This window comes from Bradyrhizobium sp. MOS003 (assembly GCF_003020125.1).
Lineage (GTDB): Bacteria > Pseudomonadota > Alphaproteobacteria > Rhizobiales > Xanthobacteraceae > Bradyrhizobium.
On sequence record NZ_PYFW01000002.1, the window covers coordinates 80,254 to 101,941 of the forward strand.

Annotated in this window: 16 protein-coding genes and 1 pseudogene; 9 read left to right on the forward strand and 8 right to left on the reverse strand. The window is 65.7% G+C overall.

Annotated elements, in window-relative coordinates; all coding sequences use genetic code 11:
* Positions 1–29 precede the first annotated feature (29 nt).
* On the forward strand, positions 30–599 hold the full coding sequence (locus tag C7G42_RS10750) for a flavin reductase family protein (protein WP_162407037.1): 570 nt from the start codon (positions 30–32) through the stop codon (positions 597–599).
* A 205-nt stretch (positions 600–804) separates the two neighbouring features.
* Here C7G42_RS10750 and C7G42_RS10760 read toward each other — a convergent pair whose 3' ends face one another.
* The 4 genes from C7G42_RS10760 to C7G42_RS10775 all read right to left on the reverse strand — a co-directional run bounded on the left by C7G42_RS10760 (position 805) and on the right by C7G42_RS10775 (position 7,638).
* On the reverse strand, positions 805–2,670 hold the full coding sequence (locus C7G42_RS10760; protein ID WP_199580835.1) for a sigma-54-dependent Fis family transcriptional regulator: 1,866 nt from the start codon (positions 2,668–2,670) through the stop codon (positions 805–807).
* A gap of 97 nt (positions 2,671–2,767) precedes the next feature.
* On the reverse strand, positions 2,768–6,073 hold the full coding sequence (locus tag C7G42_RS10765; protein ID WP_106948991.1) for an acetyl-CoA carboxylase family protein: 3,306 nt from the start codon (positions 6,071–6,073) through the stop codon (positions 2,768–2,770).
* Positions 6,074–6,197: 124 nt separating this feature from the next.
* Positions 6,198–6,866 carry an aspartate/glutamate racemase family protein gene (locus C7G42_RS10770; protein ID WP_106948992.1) on the reverse strand — a complete coding sequence of 223 codons (669 nt, stop codon included), beginning with the start codon at positions 6,864–6,866 and terminating at the stop codon, positions 6,198–6,200.
* 1 nt (position 6,867) lies between these two features.
* Positions 6,868–7,638 (reverse strand): GntR family transcriptional regulator, encoded by a 771-nt coding sequence (locus C7G42_RS10775; RefSeq protein ID WP_106948993.1) that lies wholly within the window; start codon positions 7,636–7,638, stop codon positions 6,868–6,870.
* Between the two features lie 200 nt (positions 7,639–7,838).
* On the opposite strand from C7G42_RS10775, the gene C7G42_RS10780 reads away from it, so the two are divergent.
* The 7 genes from C7G42_RS10780 to C7G42_RS10810 all read left to right on the forward strand — a co-directional run bounded on the left by C7G42_RS10780 (position 7,839) and on the right by C7G42_RS10810 (position 13,780).
* Positions 7,839–8,963, forward strand: coding sequence for an ABC transporter ATP-binding protein (locus C7G42_RS10780; RefSeq protein ID WP_106948994.1), 1,125 nt, complete (start codon positions 7,839–7,841; stop codon positions 8,961–8,963).
* Position 8,964: 1 nt separating this feature from the next.
* Positions 8,965–10,014, forward strand: a complete 1,050-nt coding sequence (locus C7G42_RS10785; RefSeq protein WP_106948995.1) for an extracellular solute-binding protein — start codon at positions 8,965–8,967, stop codon at positions 10,012–10,014.
* Positions 10,015–10,872 (forward strand): ABC transporter permease, encoded by an 858-nt coding sequence (locus C7G42_RS10790; RefSeq protein WP_106948996.1) that lies wholly within the window; start codon positions 10,015–10,017, stop codon positions 10,870–10,872.
* Positions 10,862–11,671: an ABC transporter permease gene (locus tag C7G42_RS10795; RefSeq protein WP_106948997.1), complete on the forward strand. Its 810-nt coding sequence runs from the start codon at positions 10,862–10,864 to the stop codon at positions 11,669–11,671. The genes C7G42_RS10790 and C7G42_RS10795 overlap by 11 nt, the downstream gene beginning before the upstream one ends.
* A 2-nt stretch (positions 11,672–11,673) precedes the next feature.
* The gene (locus tag C7G42_RS10800) at positions 11,674–12,573 is read left to right on the forward strand and encodes a polysaccharide deacetylase family protein (protein ID WP_106948998.1); all 900 of its coding nucleotides are present in this window, start codon (positions 11,674–11,676) and stop codon (positions 12,571–12,573) included.
* A gap of 227 nt (positions 12,574–12,800) precedes the next feature.
* On the forward strand, positions 12,801–13,301 hold the full coding sequence (locus tag C7G42_RS10805) for a hypothetical protein (RefSeq protein ID WP_106948999.1): 501 nt from the start codon (positions 12,801–12,803) through the stop codon (positions 13,299–13,301).
* An 11-nt stretch (positions 13,302–13,312) separates the two neighbouring features.
* Positions 13,313–13,780 (forward strand): hypothetical protein, encoded by a 468-nt coding sequence (locus tag C7G42_RS10810; protein WP_106949000.1) that lies wholly within the window; start codon positions 13,313–13,315, stop codon positions 13,778–13,780.
* 34 nt (positions 13,781–13,814) lie between these two features.
* Here the strand turns inward: C7G42_RS10810 and C7G42_RS10815 are convergent, their stop codons facing one another.
* From C7G42_RS10815 to C7G42_RS10825, 3 genes and pseudogenes are all read right to left on the reverse strand, one after another.
* On the reverse strand, positions 13,815–14,744 hold the full coding sequence (locus C7G42_RS10815) for a CobW family GTP-binding protein (RefSeq protein ID WP_106949001.1): 930 nt from the start codon (positions 14,742–14,744) through the stop codon (positions 13,815–13,817).
* 3 nt (positions 14,745–14,747) lie between these two features.
* Positions 14,748–16,283 carry an amidohydrolase family protein gene (locus C7G42_RS10820; RefSeq protein WP_502694205.1) on the reverse strand — a complete coding sequence of 512 codons (1,536 nt, stop codon included), beginning with the start codon at positions 16,281–16,283 and terminating at the stop codon, positions 14,748–14,750.
* A 119-nt stretch (positions 16,284–16,402) separates the two neighbouring features.
* A pseudogene (locus C7G42_RS10825) lies at positions 16,403–17,520 on the reverse strand (alpha/beta hydrolase family protein).
* A gap of 1,043 nt (positions 17,521–18,563) precedes the next feature.
* Here C7G42_RS10825 and C7G42_RS10830 point away from each other — a divergent pair.
* The gene (locus tag C7G42_RS10830) at positions 18,564–19,589 is read left to right on the forward strand and encodes an alpha/beta hydrolase (protein ID WP_106949003.1); all 1,026 of its coding nucleotides are present in this window, start codon (positions 18,564–18,566) and stop codon (positions 19,587–19,589) included.
* A 16-nt stretch (positions 19,590–19,605) separates the two neighbouring features.
* Here C7G42_RS10830 and C7G42_RS10835 read toward each other — a convergent pair whose 3' ends face one another.
* Positions 19,606–21,423 (reverse strand): UvrD-helicase domain-containing protein, encoded by a 1,818-nt coding sequence (locus C7G42_RS10835; protein ID WP_106949004.1) that lies wholly within the window; start codon positions 21,421–21,423, stop codon positions 19,606–19,608.
* Between the last annotated feature and the right edge of the window lie 265 nt (positions 21,424–21,688).

Consider the following 21,688-nt stretch of genomic DNA (forward strand, 5'->3'; position numbering starts at 1 on the left):
CACCCGCTTTTATTTTCGGAGATGTCCGCGTGACGGTCGACGCCAGTCCTCTCGACGCAAAGGATTTCAAGCAGGCGATGCGCCAATGTGCCGGAGCCGTTGCGCTGGTCACGGTCGGTGCCGAGCACGGCAAGCGCACGGGATTGACGGTGACATCGGCCTGCTCGCTGTCGGATAGCCCGCCTTCGCTGATCGTCTGCGTCAACCGCAATGCCAGCGCGCATGCGCGCATCCGCGAAGAAGGCGCCTTCGCGATCAACTTCCTGCACGAGGACCACGCGGCGCTGGCGCTGACCTTCAGCGGGCAGAAGGGCGTCAACGGCGACGACCGCTTTGCGTTCGGACAGTGGACGCGTGGGGCCACGGGTGCGCCGGTGCTGACGGACGCGGTCGCCGCCTTCGACTGCGTGCTGGCGCAGGAATTCGAGACGACGACGCATTCGATCTTCGTCGGCGAGGTGCGCGGCGTGTCGCACGGCGCGGAAGCGACCCCGCTGATCTATCTCCGCAGCAGCTTCCACACGCCGCGCGAGATGCGCGGCACCGTCACGGTTGGCGACCTCGACTCGCGGCATCTGAGTTGGAGCGATTTTTCGTAAGGAACGGCGCTCTCTTTCCTCCTCCCCTTGTGGGAGAAGGTGGCGCGATGCGCCGGATGAGGGGTACCCATCACAAGCGCAGAAATCGTAGGGTGGGCAAAGCGAAGCGTGCCCACGCCTTCTGTCGTGGTTCGGACAGATGGTGGGCACGGCGCAAGCGCGCCTTTGCCCACCCTACGACGTCCGTGGTCTGGGACAGAGATCGCTACTGCGCCGTCTCGATCTTCAGCTGCTTGATCTTCCGATAGAGCGTCGCGCGGCCAAGCTTCAGCGCGCGGGCTGCCTCGGTGACGCGGCCGCCATGCTTGCGCAAGGCCTCGACGATCGTCGCACGCTCGGCCGCTGCGAGATCAGGCTCTGCTCTCCCGCCGAACGGAGGCAGATCGAGATCGGCATCGGTGATCACCCCACCCTCCGCGGTGCAGCCGGCGAGCCGCAGCACGTGGCGGAGCTGGCGCATGTTGCCGGGATAGGAATAGGCGGAGAGCCGCGACCACGCTTCGTCCGAGACGCGGCAATTCGGCGCCTCTTCGCGCGCGATCTGGCGGATGACGTCGTCCCGATCCGCGCGCTCGCGCAGGGCGGGCAGCCGCACCTCCAGGCCGCGTAGACGGAAATAGAGATCTGCCCGGAATGCGCCCTCCTCCGCCATGCGGCCCAGGTCGCGGTGGGTGGCACTGATCAGCCGGATGTCGACGGCGACGGGCTTGAGCGCACCGAGCGGCCAGACCTCGCGGTTCTCCAGCACCCGCAGCAAGCGCGTCTGCAGCGCGATCGGCATGTCGCCGATCTCGTCGAGGAACAGCGTGCCGCCGTCGGCCTGCACGATCAGCCCCTTCGAGCCGTCGCGCCGCGCGCCGGTGAAAGCGCCGGCCTCGTAGCCGAACAGTTCGGCGTCGATCAGGCTCTCCGGCATCGCCGCGCAGTTCAGCGCGACATAATTGCTGCGCGCGCGGTTGCTGCCAGCGTGAATGGCGCGCGCGAACAAATCCTTGCCGACGCCGGTTTCCCCGCACAGCAGCACCGGCAGATTGTGATCGCCTATGCTGCGGAGCCGCTTGACGCTTCTGATCAGCCCGGGATCGCGGCCGGCGAGCCGATGGAGCGCGTCGAAACGGTCGACAGGCGCGTCGCGGCGCGGCGCAAGCGGGCTCGTAGAGGATCTCGCGCGCAGCGGCGGCGCGACATGACCTTGGCCCAGCGCGCTGCCGTCGGCGCGGCGGAATTGGACAAGCTGGTCCGCGCCGCGGCCTGCATGATGATCGAACTTGACGTAGCGCGACAGGTCGATGCCCGAGGCGATCAGACCATCGGTGAGACCCAGCAATGCGCGCGCAGAACGGCAGGCGCCGACGATGCGGCGATCGTCGTCATAGGCAAGCAGACCGCTGCCGCCGTTATCAGGCACGGTCGCGATCCAGGCGTTGCGGAAATGATCGCGGAAGATCGCACCCTCCATCCGCCGCGTTGCCTCCATCGTCACCGCGAGCGCGAGCTGATGCGCAGCGCGCTCGAGATCCTCTCGGCAAGAGGTGATGTTGATGGCTCCGGCGAGGTGGCCGGCATGGTCGAACAGCGGCGCGACCGCGCAGGAGAACATGTGCCACTGCGCGCGAAAATGCTCGTCGCGATGCACCAGGATTGGCTTCTGCTCGGCGAGGCAGGTCCCCAGACCGTTGGTCCCCTCGCATGCCTCGGCAAAATTCGAGCCGGTGTAGATCTTCCAGTCCATGAACAGTCGCGCGTCCGCCTCGCCCGGCAATCGGCTGAACAGCATGGTCGCGTTGGCGTCAGCGAGATTGACGCAATACCCGGCGTCACGCAGCACGCGGGCGAGGTCATCGAGTTCGGGCGAGACCAACCGGATCGTCTCCTCCATCGGCTCGGCGACGTGGCGGATCTCGGCTTCGGTCAGCGTCTGCGGCGGCCCCTGCCGGGCGGGATCGAGCTTGTGGCTGATCAGGCATCGTCGCCAAGAGCTGGCGATCCGCGACGAGGCATCGACCTCGGCCACATGATTGGCGACGGACAAGACACGGGCGACATGGTTCGAGGCCGAAAGGCTGGCCATCGCGGACGTCTCCACCCTGTATTATTGTGCAAAGTCTGGCACCACGGATGGAGATGTCAATCGGGAACCGGAAACGGGGATTATTGCTGCACCGCCCTCACCACGTATCGATGCACGGCCGCTTCTTCGCCGTCCGCGCCGGCGGCTTCGGCACGGACCGCAGGCCGGCCATGATCCAGCGGCGGGTCTCGGCGGGGTCGATGACGTTGTCGATCTCGAACACCGAGGCGATCGAGACCGCCTTGCCATTGGCATAGAGCTCAGCGACTTTGTTGCGGTAATAGGTCTCGCGCTCCTCGGGATCGGCGATCGCCTCCATCTCCTTGCGGAAGCCGAGCCGGACATAGCCCTCCAGCCCCATGCCGCCGAACTCGCCGGTCGGCCAGGCCGCCGTGAAGAACGAGGCGTGGAAGCCGCCGCCGATCATCGACTGCGCGCCGAGACCGTAGCCCTTGCGCAGCACGATGCCGAATAGCGGCACGGTGAGGCTCGCGCCCGTCACGAACATGCGCGAGACGTGGCGCACGATCGCGGTCTTCTCCGCTTCCGGGCCGACCATGAAGCCGGGGGTATCGCACAGCGAGACGATCGGCAGATCGAAGGCATCGCAGAGCTGGAGGAAGCGCGCGGCCTTGTCGCCGGCATCGGCATCGATGGCGCCACCGAGGTGGCGCGGATTGTTGGCGATCAGGCCGAACGGTTTGCCCTCAATGCGGATCAGCGCGGTGATCATGCCGACGCCGTAGTCGCGGCGCAACTCCAGCACGCTGCCCTTGTCGGCGACGAGATCGATCACGCTGCGGATATCGTAGACGCGCAGCCGGTTCTCGGGGATGGCCCGGCGCAGCAGGCGCTGATCGGCGGCCTGCCACTCCGTCACCGCGCCCTGGAAATAGGACAGGTATTGTTGGGCGACCCTCGTTGCCTCCTCCTCGTCCTCGACCAGGATGTCGATGACGCCGTTCGGAGACTGGAACGAGACAGGGCCGACTTCGGCCGGATGATAGACGCCGAGCCCGCCGCCCTCGATCATCGCGGGGCCGCCCATGCCGATCGAGGCGTTCTTGGTCGCGATGATGACGTCGCAGCAGCCGAGCATCGCGGCGTTGCCGGCGAAGCAATAGCCGGAGACGACACCGATCACCGGCACCAGGCCGGAGAGCCTTGCGAACTGCACGAAGGAGGGGCCGTCGAGACCGGTCATGCCGAGCCGGTCGGTGTCGCCTGGCCGGCCGCCGCCGCCCTCGGCATAAAACACCAGCGGCACGCGCCAGTCTTCCGCCAAGGTCAGCATCCGGTCGATCTTCTTGTGGTTCATGTGGCCCTGCGTGCCCGCGAGCACGGTGTAGTCGTAGGCCACGACGATGCAGCGCGCGCCTTCGGGTCCGAACTTGTCGCCATTGACGGTGGCGACGCCCATCACGAGGCCGTCGGCCGGCGTGTTCTTGATGAGATCGTCGAGCTTGCGGCGACGGCGCTGCGCCGCGATCGCGAGGCTGCCATACTCCATGAACGAGCCGTCATCGACGAGCTGCGCGACGTTCTCGCGCGCGGTGCGCTGGTTGGTGTTGCGGCGGCGCTCGACCGAGGCCGGACGGTTCGCATCCTGCGTGTTGGCCTGACGCGCGATCAGCTCGGCCAGGTCAGGGCGGATGTGATCGAGATCGATATCGGCCTCGGCCGTCGCGCTGTCAGCCGCGACGTCGAGCGGCTCGAGATAGAGGATCGCCTCGCCATGCAGCAGCGTGACGCCGCCGCCGGCAGCAAGCTTCATGACCCGGCCGCCCTGCTCGGCCATGACCAGATGCTCCATCTTCATCGACTCGATCACGGCGAGCTGCTGGCCGGGGCGCACGATCTCGCCCTCCTTCACCTGAATGGTGACGATGGTGCCTTGCAGCGGTGCTGCGACCATCACCGTGCCTTCAGGCACCACTTGTGCGACGTGCGTCTCGGCACCGTGCGCGCCGCCCCTCTCGGACGGGGCGAAGTAGAGCGGCTTGGCAGCACCATCGGCGGCATCGACGAGCTTGGCGATGTTGCGATCGATGAAATCGGTCGCGATACGGTTTGTCCGGAAATCGGGATGCGCCAGCACCGCTTGGAGGAAGGCGATATTGGTAACCACGCCGTCGATCCGGAACTCGCGCAGGGCACGCGATGCCTTTGCGACCACGTCGTGCCAGGCCTCGCTCGGCGTATGCACGATGACCTTTGCAAGCAGCGAGTCGAAGGCCGCGCTGGTCTTGTAGCCGGCATAACCAAAGCTATCGACGCGCACGCCGGGCCCCGAGGGCGGCTCGAACAATGCGAGCACGCCGCCGGTCGGGTGCGTCGCGCCCGTTACATCCAGCGTCTCCATGTTGACGCGGAGCTGCATGGCATAGCCACGCGGCTTCGGGATCGAGCCTTGCGCCAGGCCGAGCGAGGCCAGCGTCGCGCCTGATGCGACCGCGAGCTGGGCGCGGACGAGGTCGAGCCCGAGCACTTCTTCGGTCACGGTGTGCTCGACCTGGAGCCGCGGATTGGCTTCGATGAAGGCAAAACTGTCCTCGGCCGTGCCGTCGACCAGGAACTCGAACGTGCCGAGATTGTCGTAACTCGCCGCCGTCGCGAGCTGCTTCGCTGCCTCGATGATGCGGCCACGCAGGGAATCGCTCAGCGACGGGCTCGGCGCCACCTCGATCAGCTTCTGGTGCCGGCGCTGGATGGTGCATTCGCGCTCCCAGAGGTGGGAGATCGCGCCATGGCGGTCGCCGATGATTTGCACCTCGATATGACGCGCCTGCCGGATCAGCCGCTCGGCATAGACGCCGTCGAAGCCGAACGCCGCCTTGGCCTCCGACTGGCAACGCGCATAGGCTTCCGCAAGATCGATCGCGCTCTCCACGACCCGCATGCCGCGACCGCCGCCGCCGGCCATGGCCTTGATCACGATCGCCGCATTGCTACCGAGCGAGGTGAAGAACGCCGTGATCTCCTCCAGCGAGGACGGTCCGCTGGTGCCGGCGATGATCGGCACGCCGCAACGTTTTGCCAGTTGCCGAGCCGCGACCTTGTCGCCGAATAGTTCGAGCGCGGCCGGCTTCGGACCGACGAACGTCATGCCTGCGCCCGCGCACGCTGTGGCGAACGCGGCGTTCTCGCTGAGGAAGCCGTAGCCGGGATGCACGGCATCGCAGCCGACGCTCGTCGCGGCCTTCACCACCGCCTGGATATCGAGATAGGCCCGCGCGCCGCGGCCGGGGATTTCGACGGCTTCGTCGGCCACCCGCACATGCAGCGAAAGCGCATCATCGGCGGGATGGATCGCAACGGTCGCGATGCCGGCATCGGCCGCCGCGCGCGCAATGCGGATGGCAATCTCGCCGCGATTGGCGATCAGCAGCTTCTTGAACGACATGCAGCGGTCTCCGTGCCCGCAAGCATGCGGGTTGGCCAATTCGATGATCCTGCTTCATCACTTTAGCCGCTGGCGTCAAGACTGGGGAGGCCGGTTGCGACCACCGCTCCCGCAGGCCGGAATATCAGCCGGCCGCACGCGCTGTGATGAGACCAATAATCCGTGCCACGGCAGACGAAATCGGTGCGATGATCGGCACGGTGAACATCGGCTGAAGTTGTCGCGCAGCCTCGCCGAGCGGCCCACCTCCGATGATCACAGCCTCGGCTCCGTCCTGCACGATGCAGGCTTCGACCGCGCCGGCAAGGGCAGCGAGCAGCCGTTCCGGATCGCGCATCAGTTCGTGCGGATCGCCATCGGCGAAGCGCGTGCCCGTATAGCGATGTCCCAATCCCAATGCTTGCGGCAAGGCGTCGATCTTCGCGCCGAGCCGCGGCGTCGTGGTCGCCACGCCGAAGCGGCGGCCGGCTTCAGCCGCTTCAAGCATCGCGGACTCGCCGATACCGACAGCAGGCAAATCCGTACTGGCCTTGATCCCCGCCAGGCCGGGATCGCCAAACGCAGAAACGATGATGCCAGCGCAGGCGCCTCTCGCGGCCAGCGCGATCTCCTCGACCTCGGGCGCAGCCGCGTCAAGCGCATCCGCCGAAACGATCATTGGGGGAGCGCGTGTTGCCGTGGCGCCGACGATCTCGAAGCCGTCGGGAATTTCCGACCTCGCGATGGCCACCATCATCGCTGTGGTCGCCTCGAGGCTGTTCGGATTGATCAGGAGGATGCGACGACCCGACATGTCAGGCGCCGGCTCGTGAGCGCGCACCAATCTCCTTGAAGATCGCGGTGAGTTCGTCGACCTCGTCTGCGCCCTCCTTCGGCTGAATCCGCTGTTCCATCTCCTCAATGTGATGACGCATCGCATGGATCGCGCCGGCCTTGTCCCGGGCGAGGATCAACGCCCCGATGTCCGGGTGCGCGTCCGGCGAGCAATCCGGCTCGCCCGGTTGCTCGAACGTCGCGATCGCCAGCGACGTTCGCAGCATCAGCTCGCGCGACAGGTCCAGCAGAACGCGGTTGCCCGCAAGCTTGGCGACCAGGATATGGAACTCCGCGGTGAGCGACAGCGAGGCCCAACGATCGTTGCGATCGTGGCGCGCCTCCAGCTCCATGTGCGCCTTCAGCGCGGCTTTGCCGGACTTGTCCAACCGGTCGACCGCCGCGTCGACCGCGGCGACCTCGATGACGCGGCGCGCGGCGAAGATGTCCTGCGCCTCTTCCCAACTCGGCCGATACACGAAGGCGCCGCGGTTGGGGATCTGCATCACCACCTTGCGCGAGGCGAGATGGGCGAGCGCCTGCCGGATGTGAATCCGCGTCGTGCCGAAGGCGGAAGCGAGCTTGTCCTCGCCGAGCTTGGCGCCAGGCTTCAGCCGCTTCTGGCTGACCGCGGTCAGAATGCCCTGGACCACCGGATCATCGTCGATGCTGCGCGGATCGACGGCATCCGGCTCAACGCGCTTCGGCTCGACAGGCTTGGTCTTGCGCTTGAGAGGACGGCTTCGCTTCATGTCCCGCTTTTACAGGATTCCCGGTTCTTGCCGCAGCCCATTTTTTGCACAAGGTAACTGCCATACTGTTTACAATATATGCAGTGAATTGGCGCCAATTTTTGGCGCCTCAAAATTAGCGCAGCGTTCGCAACACTTTAGAAAGCAGCTTGCACTGGCACGGCGATTGCTAATCCTCCTTCCGCAGGACAATGCGAGGGATGGAGCTGACGTTGAGTGACGTGCGCGGACATTCGCTGGATCTGAAGGGCATCGGCCACGCTTTCGGCGCGACCGTCGCGCTCGACGAGATCGAGCTTGCCGTCGCGGCCGGAGAGCTGATCGCGCTCCTCGGGCCGTCAGGCTGCGGCAAGACCACGATGCTCCAGATCATCGCCGGCTTCCTGCGCCCGTCCAAAGGGGAGGTTCGCTTCGATGGCGCGCGGGTCGAGCACATTCCCGCCAATCGCCGCCGCATCGGCATGGTGTTCCAGAATTACGCGCTGTTTCCGCATCTCACCGTGTTCGAGAACGTCGCCTATGGATTGCGGGCGCGCAAACGGCCGAATGCTGAAGTCGCCGCGAAAGTCGAGCAGATGCTCGAGCTTGCCCAGATGGCGCAGTTTGCGCGCCGGCTGCCAGGCGAGCTCTCGGGCGGACAGCAGCAGCGCGTGGCGCTGGCACGCGCGCTTGCGATCGATCCGGGCCTCGTCCTGCTCGACGAGCCGTTCTCGGCGCTCGACAAAAATCTGCGTCTCGACATGCAAATCGAGATCAAGAGCCTGCTGAAGACCTTCGGCGTCACCTCCATCATCGTCACGCACGACCAGGAGGAGGCGCTGTCGATGGCCGACCGCATCGTCGTGCTCAACAAGGGACGCATCGAGCAAATCGACAGTCCGGATGCGCTCTACGACCGGCCGGCCAGCCTCTTCATATCGAGCTTCATCGGTCACACCAATCTGCTGCGCGGCACCGTGACAGAGACCGATCGCGTGCTGCTGGAGGCCGGTCCCGAGATCGACCTTGGGCGCTCCGCGCAACGCCGGCGCGGCACGCCGGTGACGATCTCGGTGCGGCCCGAGAACATCGTATTCGGCGCTGCCGACCGACCCGGCGCCATTCCCGTCACGATCCGCGCCACGGTCCCCCTCGGCGCGGTCAGCGTCACCGAGGGCCTGACGACTAGCGGCGAGGCCGTGAAGATCAGTCAGGCGCGCGCCGCGACGACCACGCAGGCGCAAGCCGGAGAGACGGCCTGGCTCGCGATTACCGACACCTCGCGCATCAGCATTTTCAGCACGCCGGCCGACGGCGTCCAGGACCATCAGCAAAGGAGTGTTTGACATGAGCCTATCCCGGAGATCGCTGCTCACCTCGGGTTCGGCCGCGCTCGCGGCGGCAAGCCTGGGATGGCCGACATCGTCTCGCGCCGCGACCTCGATCGTGGCGACAACCTATCCAGGCAGCTTCGACGAAGCCTTCCGCGCCGTGGTCGGGCCTGCCTTCAAGAGAACCAGCGACAGCAGCGTCACCTTTACGCCCCTGCTCGGTGTCGACCAGATCGGCAAGATCCAGGCCTCGCGCAATGCGCCGCCCTTCGACGTGGTGCTGTTCGACGAGGGCCCGCTGATCCCGGCGATCGCGAGCGGCGTGCTGGAAAAATTCCCGGCGGAACAGTCGAAATCCCTAGCCGACATTCCGAGCGCGTTCCGCCATCCCGACGGTTACGCCCCTGTCATCACCTGTCAGTTGATCGGCATCGCCTACAATCCGAAGAAGATCACGACGCCGCCGACCTCCTGGGAAGACCTTTGGAAGCCCGAGTACAAGGGTCGCGTCGGTATCACCGGGCTCGGCTCGAGCCTCGGCACCGCCTTCATGGTCGAGATCGCCAAACTCAACGGCGGCTCGGAGACCAATATCGAGCCGGCCTTCGACGCCATCAAGAAGCTGCTGCCGAACGTCGGCGCGATCGCGGCCTCGCCCGGCGCGCTGGCGGCGCTGTTCCAGCAGGGCGAGATCGATATCGCCTTCAATTTCTGGAACAACGTCGCACTGCTGGCCGCAAAGGGCGTGGACATCGCCTTTGCCAAGCCGAAGTCGGGTGCCGTCGTGATCCGCACCAGCGCGCAGATCGTCAAGAACAACCAGGACCCGAAGCTGGTGCTCGACTATCTCGACACCGTGATGTCGGTCGCCGCGCAAAAGGGGCTCGAGGCCGCGCCCTGGGTGATGATGCCGACCAACGGCAAGGTGGCGCTGACCGGCGCGAACCTCACGGTGGCCAAGAGCGTCGACGACCTCGTCGCCAACAACGTGCTGCTCGACTGGACCAAGTTCCAGGCGATGCGCGGCGAATGGATCACCCGCTTCAGCAAGGAAGTGAAGATCTAGATGTCGCGGGCCGACACGACCGCGTCCAGACAGTTGCTGCCGGTGGTCCCGCTGGCAGCGCTGTTCTTCGCAGCCTTCGTGCTGCCGCTGGCCGCACTCGTGCTGGTCAGCCTGTTTCGGGACCCGCAATTCACCGGCCTCTCGCTGGTCCAATATGTGCGATTCCTGTCCGATCCGTTCAGCCTCAAGGTGCTGTCGGACACGCTTTGGTTGGGAGCGGAGGTCGCGTTCGCGACGCTGATCCTCGCCTATCCGCTCGCGCTCGTCTATGTCGCGAGCGGTCAGTTCATGCGCACGCTGATCACCTTCCTGATCATGCTGCCGCTGCTGACAAGCACGGTGGTGCGCACCTTCGCCTGGATCGTCATCCTCGGCCGCGACGGCATCGTCAACTCGGCGATGCTGTCGCTGGGGTTCTGGCAGGCGCCCACCCGTCTGCTCTACACCTGGGAGGGCATGGTGCTGGCGCTGACCCAGATCCAGCTTCCGCTGATGGCGCTGCCTGTCATCAACAGCCTGCTGCGGCTCGACGGCAATCTGACGCGGGCTGCCGAGGGATTGGGTGCAAGCCGCGCCCGCATCTTCATCACCATCATCCTGCCGTTGACGCTCCCGGGCGCCATCGCCGGCTGGCTGCTCGTCTTCGCTGCCGGCGCAACCGCCTTCATCACCCAGACGCTGGTCGGCGGCGGGCGCATCATCCTGATGCCGTCCTATATCTACCAGCAGGCCGTCGGCGTGCAGGACTGGCCGTTCGCGGCGGCGCTATCCCTGATCTTCACCCTGGCCGTCACCGGCATCGTCCTTGCGATCGGCGCGTTGTCCCGCCGCTTCATGCGAGGCGTCGATGCAGCGTAACCTCGTCGACCGGGTCTATTCCGCCGTCGTCGGTACGATCACCGGCTTCGGCATGCTCCTGCTGCTGGCGCCGACGCTGGTCGTGCTCGTCATATCCTTCACCGGCGGCATCACGCTGAAATTCCCGCCGCCGAGCTGGTCGCTGCGCTGGTATGTCGAGCTGCTGCAATCGCAGGAGATCATGGAGCCAGCATTGACGAGCCTGAAAATTGCCGCTGCGGCGACAATCCTCTCCGCGGTACTAGGCGGCGCCGCCGCGCTCGGGCTCGCACGGAGCAAGTTGAAGATCGCACGCGCGCTGGATGCGCTGTTCATGTCGCCTATGGTCCTGCCCGCGATGGCCTTCGGCCTGTCGCTGCTGCTGGTCTTCAACCTGCTCGGCATCCGCCTGTCCGCGGCGACGCTCGTGCTTGGCCACACCGTCATCTGTGTTCCCTTCGTGATCCGGATGGTCGGAGCCTCCGTGCAGCAGCTCAATCCGGTGCTGATCACCTGCTCGCTCAGCCTCGGCGCCAGCCGTTGGTACACGTTCCGCCGTATCACGCTGCCATTGATCCGCCGCGGCATCGTCGCGAGCTGCTTCGTCGCGTTCCTGACCTCGTTCGACAACGTGCCGGTGTCACTGTTCCTGGCCGATGCCCGCACCGAGGTCCTGCCGATCAAGCTGTGGGCGATCCTCGAAGGCAGCCTCGACGTCCGGGTCGCCGCCGTCTCGGGCGTGATCGTGCTGGTGACGCTCGCCGGCCTCGTCTGTGCCGAACTCTTCGGCGGCGTCAGTCGCCAGATCGGAAATCGCTGATCATGCCGATCGAACGCGATCTACGAGGATACGGAAGGGCGCGGCCGGATATCATCTGGCCCAACGGCGCCCGCGTCGCGGTGTCGCTCGTGGTGAATTTCGAAGAGGGCGCCGAGCTCGCCGTCGAGCAGGGCGACGCCGAGACCGAGCGCTACGGCGAGGTCGCCTCGACATCGCCGCCCGGCGTTCGCGATCTCGTGCAGGAGCAGGTGTTCGACTACGGCATGCGGGCCGGCCTGTGGCGTTTCCTCGACGCCTTTGCCTACGCGAATGTCCGCTCGACCTTCATGATGTGCGGCCGCGCGGTCGAGCGTGTGCCCGAGCTTGCGCGCGCCGTGATCGAAGCGGGACACGAGCCGGCGGTGCACGGCTGGCGCTGGTTGCCGCACGCGCGCTACGGCGATCCCGAGACCGAGCGTGGCGACATCGAGCGGACGCGCGACGTCATTGCCCACGCCACCGGCGTCACGCCGGCCGGCTTCATGTCGCGCGGCAGCCAGAGCACCTGGACACGCGACCTCCTCATCGATCTCGGTTTCGCCTATGACTCCAACGCACTCGACGACGACCTGCCCTATTGGAGCCGTTCGCCGCGAGGGTCGATGCTGATCCTGCCTTACGGCTTCGACACCAACGACATGAAGTTCTTCCATCCGAATGGTTTCGTGCAGCCCGAAGATTTCTCGGACTATGTCGGTGCCGCGCTTGCGACGCTGGTCGAGGAGGCCGACCGCGGCCGCTCCGCGATGCTGTCGATCGGCTTCCACCTGCGCATTTGCGGCCGGCCCGCACGTTTCCGCGCCGTAAAGGCCATTCTCGCGGAACTGGCGCGGCTCGAGGGCCGCGTCTGGGTGGCGACACGTGCCGACATCGCGGCCCATTTCCGCAACGCCGTGCGCTAGGCCGCCCGCACGCCCGCGATGAAGGCAATGACCTCGTTGTCGCGTGAACAGCTTCTGCGTCCAGCGGCCGCCGAAGCGGAGCCGCCTCCCCGAATCTAAACCTCTTCAAATCTAGAAGCCCTCGATATCGCCTCTGCGAGCGTTGACTTGGAGAGAGCTCCGGCAGAACGATCAATGCCAACGATCAGCGCCAGCGGTGGCGCGAGCAGCGAAGGTCCAGAGGCTTCATGCATCCATCGACATCATCAGGGTCTCTCGAGCTTCCCACGCTCAGCGCCGCGGAGCGGCTCTTCATCTGGGGATTCCGCGCCAAGGCACGCAGTGGAGGCGCCGTTCCGACCGCAGCCGACATCCAGGAGGTGTACGACCATTTCCGCGTCGGCGATGCCGTGCTTTCGCTGGAATCCATCATCGAGATCTTCGCCTGCACGGCCCACACCGCGATCGAAGTGCACTGCCCGACCTGTCCGCGCATGTCGGACAGCGAGCAAGGGATCCTGCACGCCATCGCCGCGGCACAGCAGGATCGCATCGACATCGTGCGCGAACGGTTCGAGAGCTGGCTGCCGCCGGTCGGTGCCGATTGGGCGCTGGCGCCGGTGCGGGGGCTCGCCACGATCTTTCGCATGGCGGGTCTCATCCTGCCCGACCGGCACGTGCGGTCATTCGACCAGGGCCGCACCATGGCGATGAAGAGTTGGCTGGTCGGAAGTCCGACACTGCACTGACGAGACCGTTCATGCCCCCAGATATTTGCGGTTCTGTGCCGGACGCCGGCAAATCGCGGCTCTGTCCGCTCCAGGCCGCGCTTGGCGCGCGCCCCTGCGTCGACAATTACGATGATTTCTGCCGCCTCGCGCTGTCGCTGTTCCGCTTCATCGGGGCGGCCTATTCGACCGGCGCCTCCGATTGCTGGGAAGCCGCCTATCGCTTTGCCGACGAGGCGCCCGATATTGCCGACAGTCCGCTGCTGGTCGCGCGCGTTGCCGCGCTGGTCAGAATCCTTCGTAGCGGCCGGCCCTGCGAGCTGTGCTTCATGCCGCCGTCCTGTCGTCGACTGTCGAAGGACGAGACTGAACTGATGCGATTGCTGGCGGTCGCGCGCCGCAAGCAACCGGGCGAACTCGACTCCATCGTCTGCGGCTTCGTCGGCTCGGGCCAGGAAGCTGCCGCGACGCGGGCAGTCACCGCGCTTGCGTCGTGCTGAGGCCTTAGTGGGTTCTGGGCGGCTCCACATCTGATCACTCGCCCGCAACGCAAGCCTCCATGATCGCGTCGAGCTCGGCTTTCGACAACACGCCGAGCTCGGCGATGAAGACGATCCGCGTCCGCGGTACGCCCGGCGCGGGTGCATCGCCCGGAGCCAGCGTGGCTCGGCCGGCGGCGAATTGAAACACCATCTGGCGGCCGGGCTGCTCGACGGTCTCGAACAGGCCCTTGGCGCGCGCGAGTTTCGGCGCCAGTCTGCCGATGGCCTGCTGCAAACGCGGCAGCGAGATCGGGCGGTCCGAGGTCCAGCTCAGCGTCTCGAAACGCTGCTCTGCCGGGCGTTTCGGGCCCGGATCGCGCGGCGCGGGTGCACGCTCGACGTTCGCGGGAAACAGCAGCGCGGACGGAATCTCGCCATGTCGCGCATCGACCACCACGGCAGGAAGGCGCAACGCGCGGATGGCCTGACGCATCCGCGCACCCGCGCCTTCGTCCGCAAGATCCAGCTTGGTCAAGGCCACGATATCGGCAACGCGCAATTGCGAACGCTGGAGGGCGTCGTCCAGCGCGGCCGGCGGTGTCGCGGCGTCGATCACGCACAGCACCGTCTCCAGCGGCGCCTCGCGCAGGATCACGGGGTCCATCAGATTGCGGACGATGTCGGCGGGATCGGCGACGCCGCTGGTCTCGATGACGATATGCTCGGGTTTCGGATCCCGCCGCAACAGCGTCGAGAGCGTGCGCAAGAGATCGCCTTCGAGCGTGCAGCAGATGCAGCCGTTGGCGAGGCTGACCACGCCGTCGCTGGCGCCCGCGATCAGCTCCGCATCGATGTTGATGGCGCCGAAATCGTTGACCACAGCGGCGATCCGTCGTCCCTCCGCATGCGCGAGAAGGTGGTTCACCACCGTGGTCTTGCCCGCCCCCAGAAAGCCCGTCACCAGGAGAATGGGGACCGGCATGGATCAGCCTCCGACGACGGGGCGGCGCACCGGCTTGCCCGGCCGCTCCGTCACATCCAGCACGCCATCCGTGATCAGCGGCTGGCCGCTGACGACGAGATGCCGCACGCCCTCGGAGGGACGGTTCATCGCCGTGAAGGTGGCGCGGTCCGAGAGTTTTTCGTAGTCGAACACGACGATGTCGGCGTCCGCGTCCTTCGTGAGCCGGCCCTTGGCACGCATCGCCGGCGTGCTCTGCGACAGGATTTCCGCCGGGATCAGCGCGCATTTGCGCACGCCTTCCAGCAGCGACACGGTCTTGCGCTCGCGCACCCATTCGCGGATGAAGCGGGTGAAGCAGCCGGCCGAGCGCGGATGCGAGGTGGCATCGTCAGGCAGCGGCCAGGCATCGCCGGTGTAGGTCTTGCCGTCCGACGTCGTCCACGGCATCGCGTCGGACGCGATCGCGCCGCCGGGATACAGCACCGACATGTCGAGCAGGTCGCGGTGATGCGAATTGTTCTCGATGTCGAGGATGTGCCAGAGCACCAGCGAGGACGGCTCTTCGGCCTGCGCCTTCAGGAGCTCCTCGCGGTCGTGGAAGCGATAGCCGTCGGTCACGCGCTGCACCGAATCGTAGCCGGTGCCGTTGCGCTCGACGAATTCGGGGTCGCTGAAAAAGGCGGCGGCCAGCACGGTCGAGCCGGTGCCGTAAGGATAGGCCTCGACCGTGATGGGAAGGCCCTGCGCCTGCGCTTTTGCGATCAGCACGCGGCAACGCTCGACGTCGGTCTTGCTCGACGAGTTGAAATGGCAGATGTGCATGTGCGCGCCGGTAGCGCCGGCATAGCCGATCAGGCGGATATAGGCTTCCACCGCGCTCTCGGGGTCGATGCGCGACATGAAGGCGACATGGGTAAACGTCGGCACGTTCTGGACTGCGGCGAGCTGGCAGACCGCGGTCAGCTCCTGCACGCCGGCGCCCGGCGCGTAGGCATTGAGAATGCCGATGCCGATGCCGCCTTCGTCGAGGCCACGCGCGAGACGCTCGAGAACGCCGGCGACTTCCGCGTCGGTCGCGACGTTGTCCATCCAGCGGCGGTCGCGCATGGCGTTGCCGAACGCCTCCAGCGAACTCTCGGCGTTCGAGCCCGTCATCGCGCCGATGCGCGCAAACGCCCAGTTGGTGGCGGCGCCGTAGTTCAGCACGCGGCCCTTCCTGGCCTGTCGCTCGTACCAGGACCCGACCGGCAGCACGCCGGCCTCGAGATCGAGCGTCGTCGTGACGCCGTCGAACGCCTGCATGCGGTCGGCCGGAATGGACTGGCCATGGGCGTGCAGGTCGATGAAGCCGGGGGCGACCACGAGCCCGGTGGCGTCGATCACCCGCTCGGCGCCGCCGAGGTCCGTGCCGACGGCCGCGATCTTGCCGTCCACTACCGCCACATCGCCAACGGCGTCCATCCCGCTCGCGGGATCCACCACCCGGCCGCCGCTGATCACCAAACCGCTCATATCGTCACTCCGAAAGCTATTGCCAAACCTCCAAAGGCCCGGCAGCAGCTTTGGAAGCGAAGACCGGCCGCATCGCGCACCGTCCCGGCGCGCATAGAGGCAGATTTTCGGGCGAACGACTACCGCCGCCGATGCCGACGCATCATGCGAAATCGCGCGCGCCGTCAGAGCCCGTCAAACCAGGATTTCCACTTCGGCACGGCCGTCGCGAAGGTGCCGCGATGGCTGGTGCTGCCGGTCGAGACGGCGTCGACCGCCGTGTTGCCGCTGCCGATCGCGCGCTGGTAGGTCATGGCGAGCTGGCCGAGCCCGACGCTGATGGCTTCGTCGGTCTCTCCGTAATAGTTGCGCACCGGGCTCTTGACGATCCAGCGATAGGCCTGTGTCTGCGCGACAAGCCGCCCGTAGGCCGAAGTTCGAAGAACTGCGGATCGAAATAGTCGGCACGGATCAGCTTGTGCAGATCGGTCGGCACGTCCGCGGCGTTGAAAGGCTCGCGCATGTAGGCCTTGCGCGACACGTCGTAATAGGCATCCGCGATCAGCGAGCGCGCGAGCCCTGGCACGCCGTAATAATTCTCGAAGGAGAACGCCGTCAGGATGAACAGCGAATTCACCCAGCTCGCATCGTTCTTGCGCGGGAAGCTGAGAAAGCCGTTCAGCGCCACGAACGCGTCGACCGGCGCACTCGCGGTGGCGGCGGCGTCGACCTTGACGCCCGCTTGCTCGAGCTTCTCGAGCATGGCCATGGTCACGAACCCGCCTTGCGACCAGCCGGCGAGAAACAGTTTCGTCGTGGTGAGCTTGAGATGATCGAGCACTGCGCGGCTCGCGATCAGCATGTCGTAGGTCGCCTGCTGGTGGCTCGCCTTGACCATGTAGCCTTCCGGCTCCGACGACGTGCCCAGCCCGAAATAGTCGGCGCCGATCACGGCGTACCCTTGGCCGGCGAACTGGGCGATCATCAATTGCGTTTCCGGTGATTGCAGCGGAAACGAGGGGACCTCCTGCTTCCCGTAGACGGTGCCGTGCTGATACGACACCATCGGGAACGAGGTGCCACTGTCCTCGGGGATCGCGAGCAGCCCGGAGGCGATCGTCGGCTTGTTGCCGCGCTCGGGCACGACGGACGAATAGGTCACGCGATAGAGCCGGACGGCGTTGCGCGCCGGGCTGTAGGTTGTGGTGATCCCGGCGAAGGCGGGCGTGTCGACCTGCAGGATCTTGTTGAGCTGATCGGCATCCCAGCGCGCGATGCGCTGATATTCGATGCTGGCCGACAATTTGACGACCTGGCCTTCCTGCGCGTGGGCGGAAACCCCCGCGAGGAGCTGGACGAGAAGCAGGAGAGAGAGACGCCAAGCCGATGTCATGCGGGAGACTCGTCACAAGAGACTTTGGAATGAGCAAGTGACAGGCCTAAGCGGGTTCGGTTGAGATTGTGTTGACCTCTCCTCGCGCCAGGCTGGAACCGCACTGTCGAACCGTGCGCGATTGTCGCAGGCTGGTCGGGCACGCGTTCGCGGTCTCGCGGCAATGATTTGCCCGAGCTGTGCTCCTCTTCACACCCTCTCGAAAGAAAGGGTGCAGGGAAGGCCGGGCGCCGGCTGGCACCCGTAAAGACCCCCGTGCTGAACAGATGCACACGCCGTGCACAGGCGAGACACAGGGCAGCCGATACCAGGCCTTCCCTGCGCGATGGTCTGACGGCCAATATGCCGCGCTCTCCCGGGAGCCGAACTTTCCTTTTGGCCTCCCTCGCCATTCGAATTGACGATGCCGTTCGCCCGGTTGAGCTTGCGCGCATCTTCGAACAGCTTGACCGTGGCAACGACGGCCAGGACGACGCGGTTTTGCCGTACGCAGGAGCGCCGTTCGTCTTCGCGGGTCACGCGCGCTCACGAGGTTCTCTCGCCCTGCCCGCGCAAGCTCCGCCTTGACGCCGCCCGCGTCCACCGCAACTCCCAGCCCGCATTCGAAACGACGTACGACCGCCCCTTATGTGGGCTGGAATGGCCGACACATACGACAAAACCGAATTTCGGTAAAGTGGAATATTTTAAGGAAGAGGGGTTGACAGCCGATCAGCTGTTTTGCCCGACGAGGCGCGGCCGATTACTGGCTCGTTTTCGAGGATGACGCGACAAAGCAGGCGCTTCGCGCGTGGTGCGCGCTTCATTCGATCGACATCACGGACTGATCCGACGCCCGTCCGAACGCCGTGACGAACCGAGCGCGACGCCGCTCCGCCGTCTTCTCGCCTGCATTGTCATTCAGGGACTGGGCGGGGCGTTGTTTTTGGTGGGCAAGTTCCCAAAGGTTCCATGTGATCGTTAGATCTCTTCTGCAACGCGGCTCCCGCCATGCTGTTTCGCGCCGCGCCGTCCTGGGCGGACTTCTGTCGGCAGGGAGCGCCGTTGCTCTCGGCGGATGCTCCGGGCTGGGTGCGACCGGCGCGCGCTATGACGCGTCATCGCTGTCAGCTGATCCCACAGTGCTCGTCGCCACCACGCGCAAGCCTGCTGGTGGCGGCCGCGCGAAACCCTGGTTCGGGCCGGAGCGTGGGACGGGCATGACGATCGCGCGAGCGAGGCTGGTGGCGCCGGACGAGAGCCGTCTGTCTCTCGCCTCGGTCGGAATCGGCGACTGGCGCCTCGACCGGGTCGAACCGGCGTCGGCCGATGCCGGCGAGCTCGCTGCCGAGACCGGCGGAGGCGACGTGCTGATCTATGTGCACGGCTTCAAGCAGACCTTCGAGACGGCGGTGCTGGATGCCGCCCATCTCTCGGACGGAATCCGGTTCCGCGGCCGGACCATCGCGTTCTCCTGGCCCTCCAGGGCAGGATTGTTCGACTATGCCTATGACCGCGACAGCGCGATGTGGTCCCGCGACGAGTTCGAACGCGTGCTTTCCGCGCTGGTGTCGGCGCCAAGCGCCGGCCGCGTGCACATCGTTGCCCACAGCATGGGAACCATGCTGACGCTCGAAAGCCTGCGTCAGCTCTATGCGAAATACGGCGACACGGTCACGGGCAAGATCGGCGCGGTGGTGTTTGCCGCGCCCGACATCGACATGGACGTGTTCTCTTCGGCGATCCAGCGCATTGGCCCGCTGGCCGGCAAGATCACCGTGATCGCCTCGACCAACGACCGCGCGCTGGCGCTGTCGGGACAGCTCGCCGGCGGAATGACCCGGGTCGGCGCAGCGGAAAAAGCCGCCATCTCCCGCCTCGGCGTCCGCGTCGTCGATGCGTCAGCGGAAGGCTGGGGCATCGTCAACCACGACCTGTTCCTGTCGAACGCGGAAGTGCAGAAGGTGATCCGGCGGTCGATCGATGGGACGACGGCTTAGAGGGGGCGGCCCAAGCTTACGCGATCAAACGCTGCACCAAGGCGGACTCGGTCGAATACGTCAGCAGCGCTTCGTGAGTCGCGCGGGTCACCCCGACATAGGTCAGGCGGACGCACTCCTCGACGGTCTCGCCGTGGCGGCCGAGCAAGCCCATGCCGGCGATGGCGACGCATGGAAACTCCAGCCCCTTCGCGGAGTGCATGCTCAGGAACCGCACGGCCACCCGCTTGACCGAAACCCTGTTGCGATTGTCCTTGGTCATATCGATCGGCACGCCGTGCTTGACCAGGATCTGCGCGACTTTCCCTCCGATCCAGTGTTCCGGATAGAGACAGGCCAGCTGGGACCACTCGTAGCCGGCCTTTCTCCGGTCGAGAAACCATTCGGCAACACAGTGAGCTTCTGCGTCGACGCTCACGCACCGTCGGACGTCCGGCTCCAGTCCTTGCCGGCCGGCATCTTCGGGCAACAGGATGGCATGCTCATCGTCGGCCGTAACGCCCGGAGCGCCTATCACGTCCGCAGCGAAGCGCCGCGCGAAGGCAACGATTTGCGCCGTGTTGCGGTAATTGACCTTCAGTACGGTCGTTCTGCCCTTGGCTTCAATTCCGAGCTGACTCCACACCGGGCGTTCACGCCCCCTATAGATGGCCTGAATGTCGTCGTAGACGACCATCAGCGCCTTGGTGCGCGGGTTCACCATCTTGGCCGCAAGCGCGAGCCATTGTGGCTCGAAGTCGTGGGCCTCGTCGATGAGGACGGCGTCATACTGCTCCGCTGGAATATGCCCCTGATCCACCGCCTTCATGACCTCCGCGACGCTCGCGGCCAACCGTTCTGCATAGTCCGGATAGTCACGCTCTGACGGAGGTGCGATCGCGTAAGTCCGCAGCATCCGGTAGCACCATGAATGAAAGGTGAGGACCTGCACACGATTCTCGACACCTCTGTTTTGCATCGCGTCCTCGAGCCGCCCGGCGATGCCATTGGCGTAACAGAGGATGAGGACGGGCTTTGCCGCCGCACGCGCCAGATATTCGGCTCGAAAGGCAAGGATCAGCGTCTTGCCCGATCCGGCGACGCCGCGAATGATGCGATGGCCTTCTCCCAGACTGCGCGCGAACTGCTCCTGGTGCAGGTCCATCACCGCAAGCGTACGGTCCGAGGGATCTGCGGCCGGCGCGTCGTCCAAGGGCAAAGCAATCTGTCGGATGCGAATCTCCGGAAAGAGCAGCGCGCGAAGCCGATCGAACTGCGGCATCGACAGCGGTTCTCCAAGACGCGGATGAACCATGTTCCACAATCTGGATCTGAATTCCTCAGGAGGTGCGCCCTCGGTCATTTCATCCTTGAACAGACAGAGATGCTCGGCCATCACCTCCTTGAGATTGGTCTGCTCGAATTGCTTGCGCGTGATGTTGGTGAAGACGGCCCCGAAGCCGAACGGTACGATGGGCTTACCCATGAAGCGATGACCGGGCGGAAACAGCAACTGCCCGTCCCGGTCCAGCGTGCGCACGACATCGAACGCATATCTGCGCGCCTGCTCGAGCGGATTGCTCTCCCGCACGACCCCGCGGCTCGTCAACAGCTCGACCTTCGTCTTGTCCGCCGAAACGATCGTCTCCAGACGCCAGTCCTTCACCTCAAGCACGAGCAGGCCGTTCGCGGGATGAACGATGATGAAATCCGGATGGCGGTTGAGCGGACCGACAGGGAGGTTGTGCCAGACGACGGCGTTCTCTTCGAGAAAGTCCTTGAGACGCTCCGCAAGCCGCAGTTCGCCGCGGGTGTCGAAGCGTGCGAAGCCGAGGCTGGGGATCAGGATTGCCATGTCACGACCGATGCGAAACGCCGGGAGAGCTACGCCAGTCACAGGCGATCACCCCAGGCTCATGGTTGCCCAGAGCATGCAGGTTTTCAATGGCTTGGGATGAGCCTGGGGCGACATGCCGTTGGATGCTGGCTTCCTCGGGGCTGCTGCGGGGATTGCCCGAGCGCCGCCACGTGCTCCGGAGCGCGCTTCAGGACCACCCCATATCCTGCTGCGCATCCGCCCCGGAGCCTCCATGACCAACAGGCCGCCCGTGCCGCCGCAG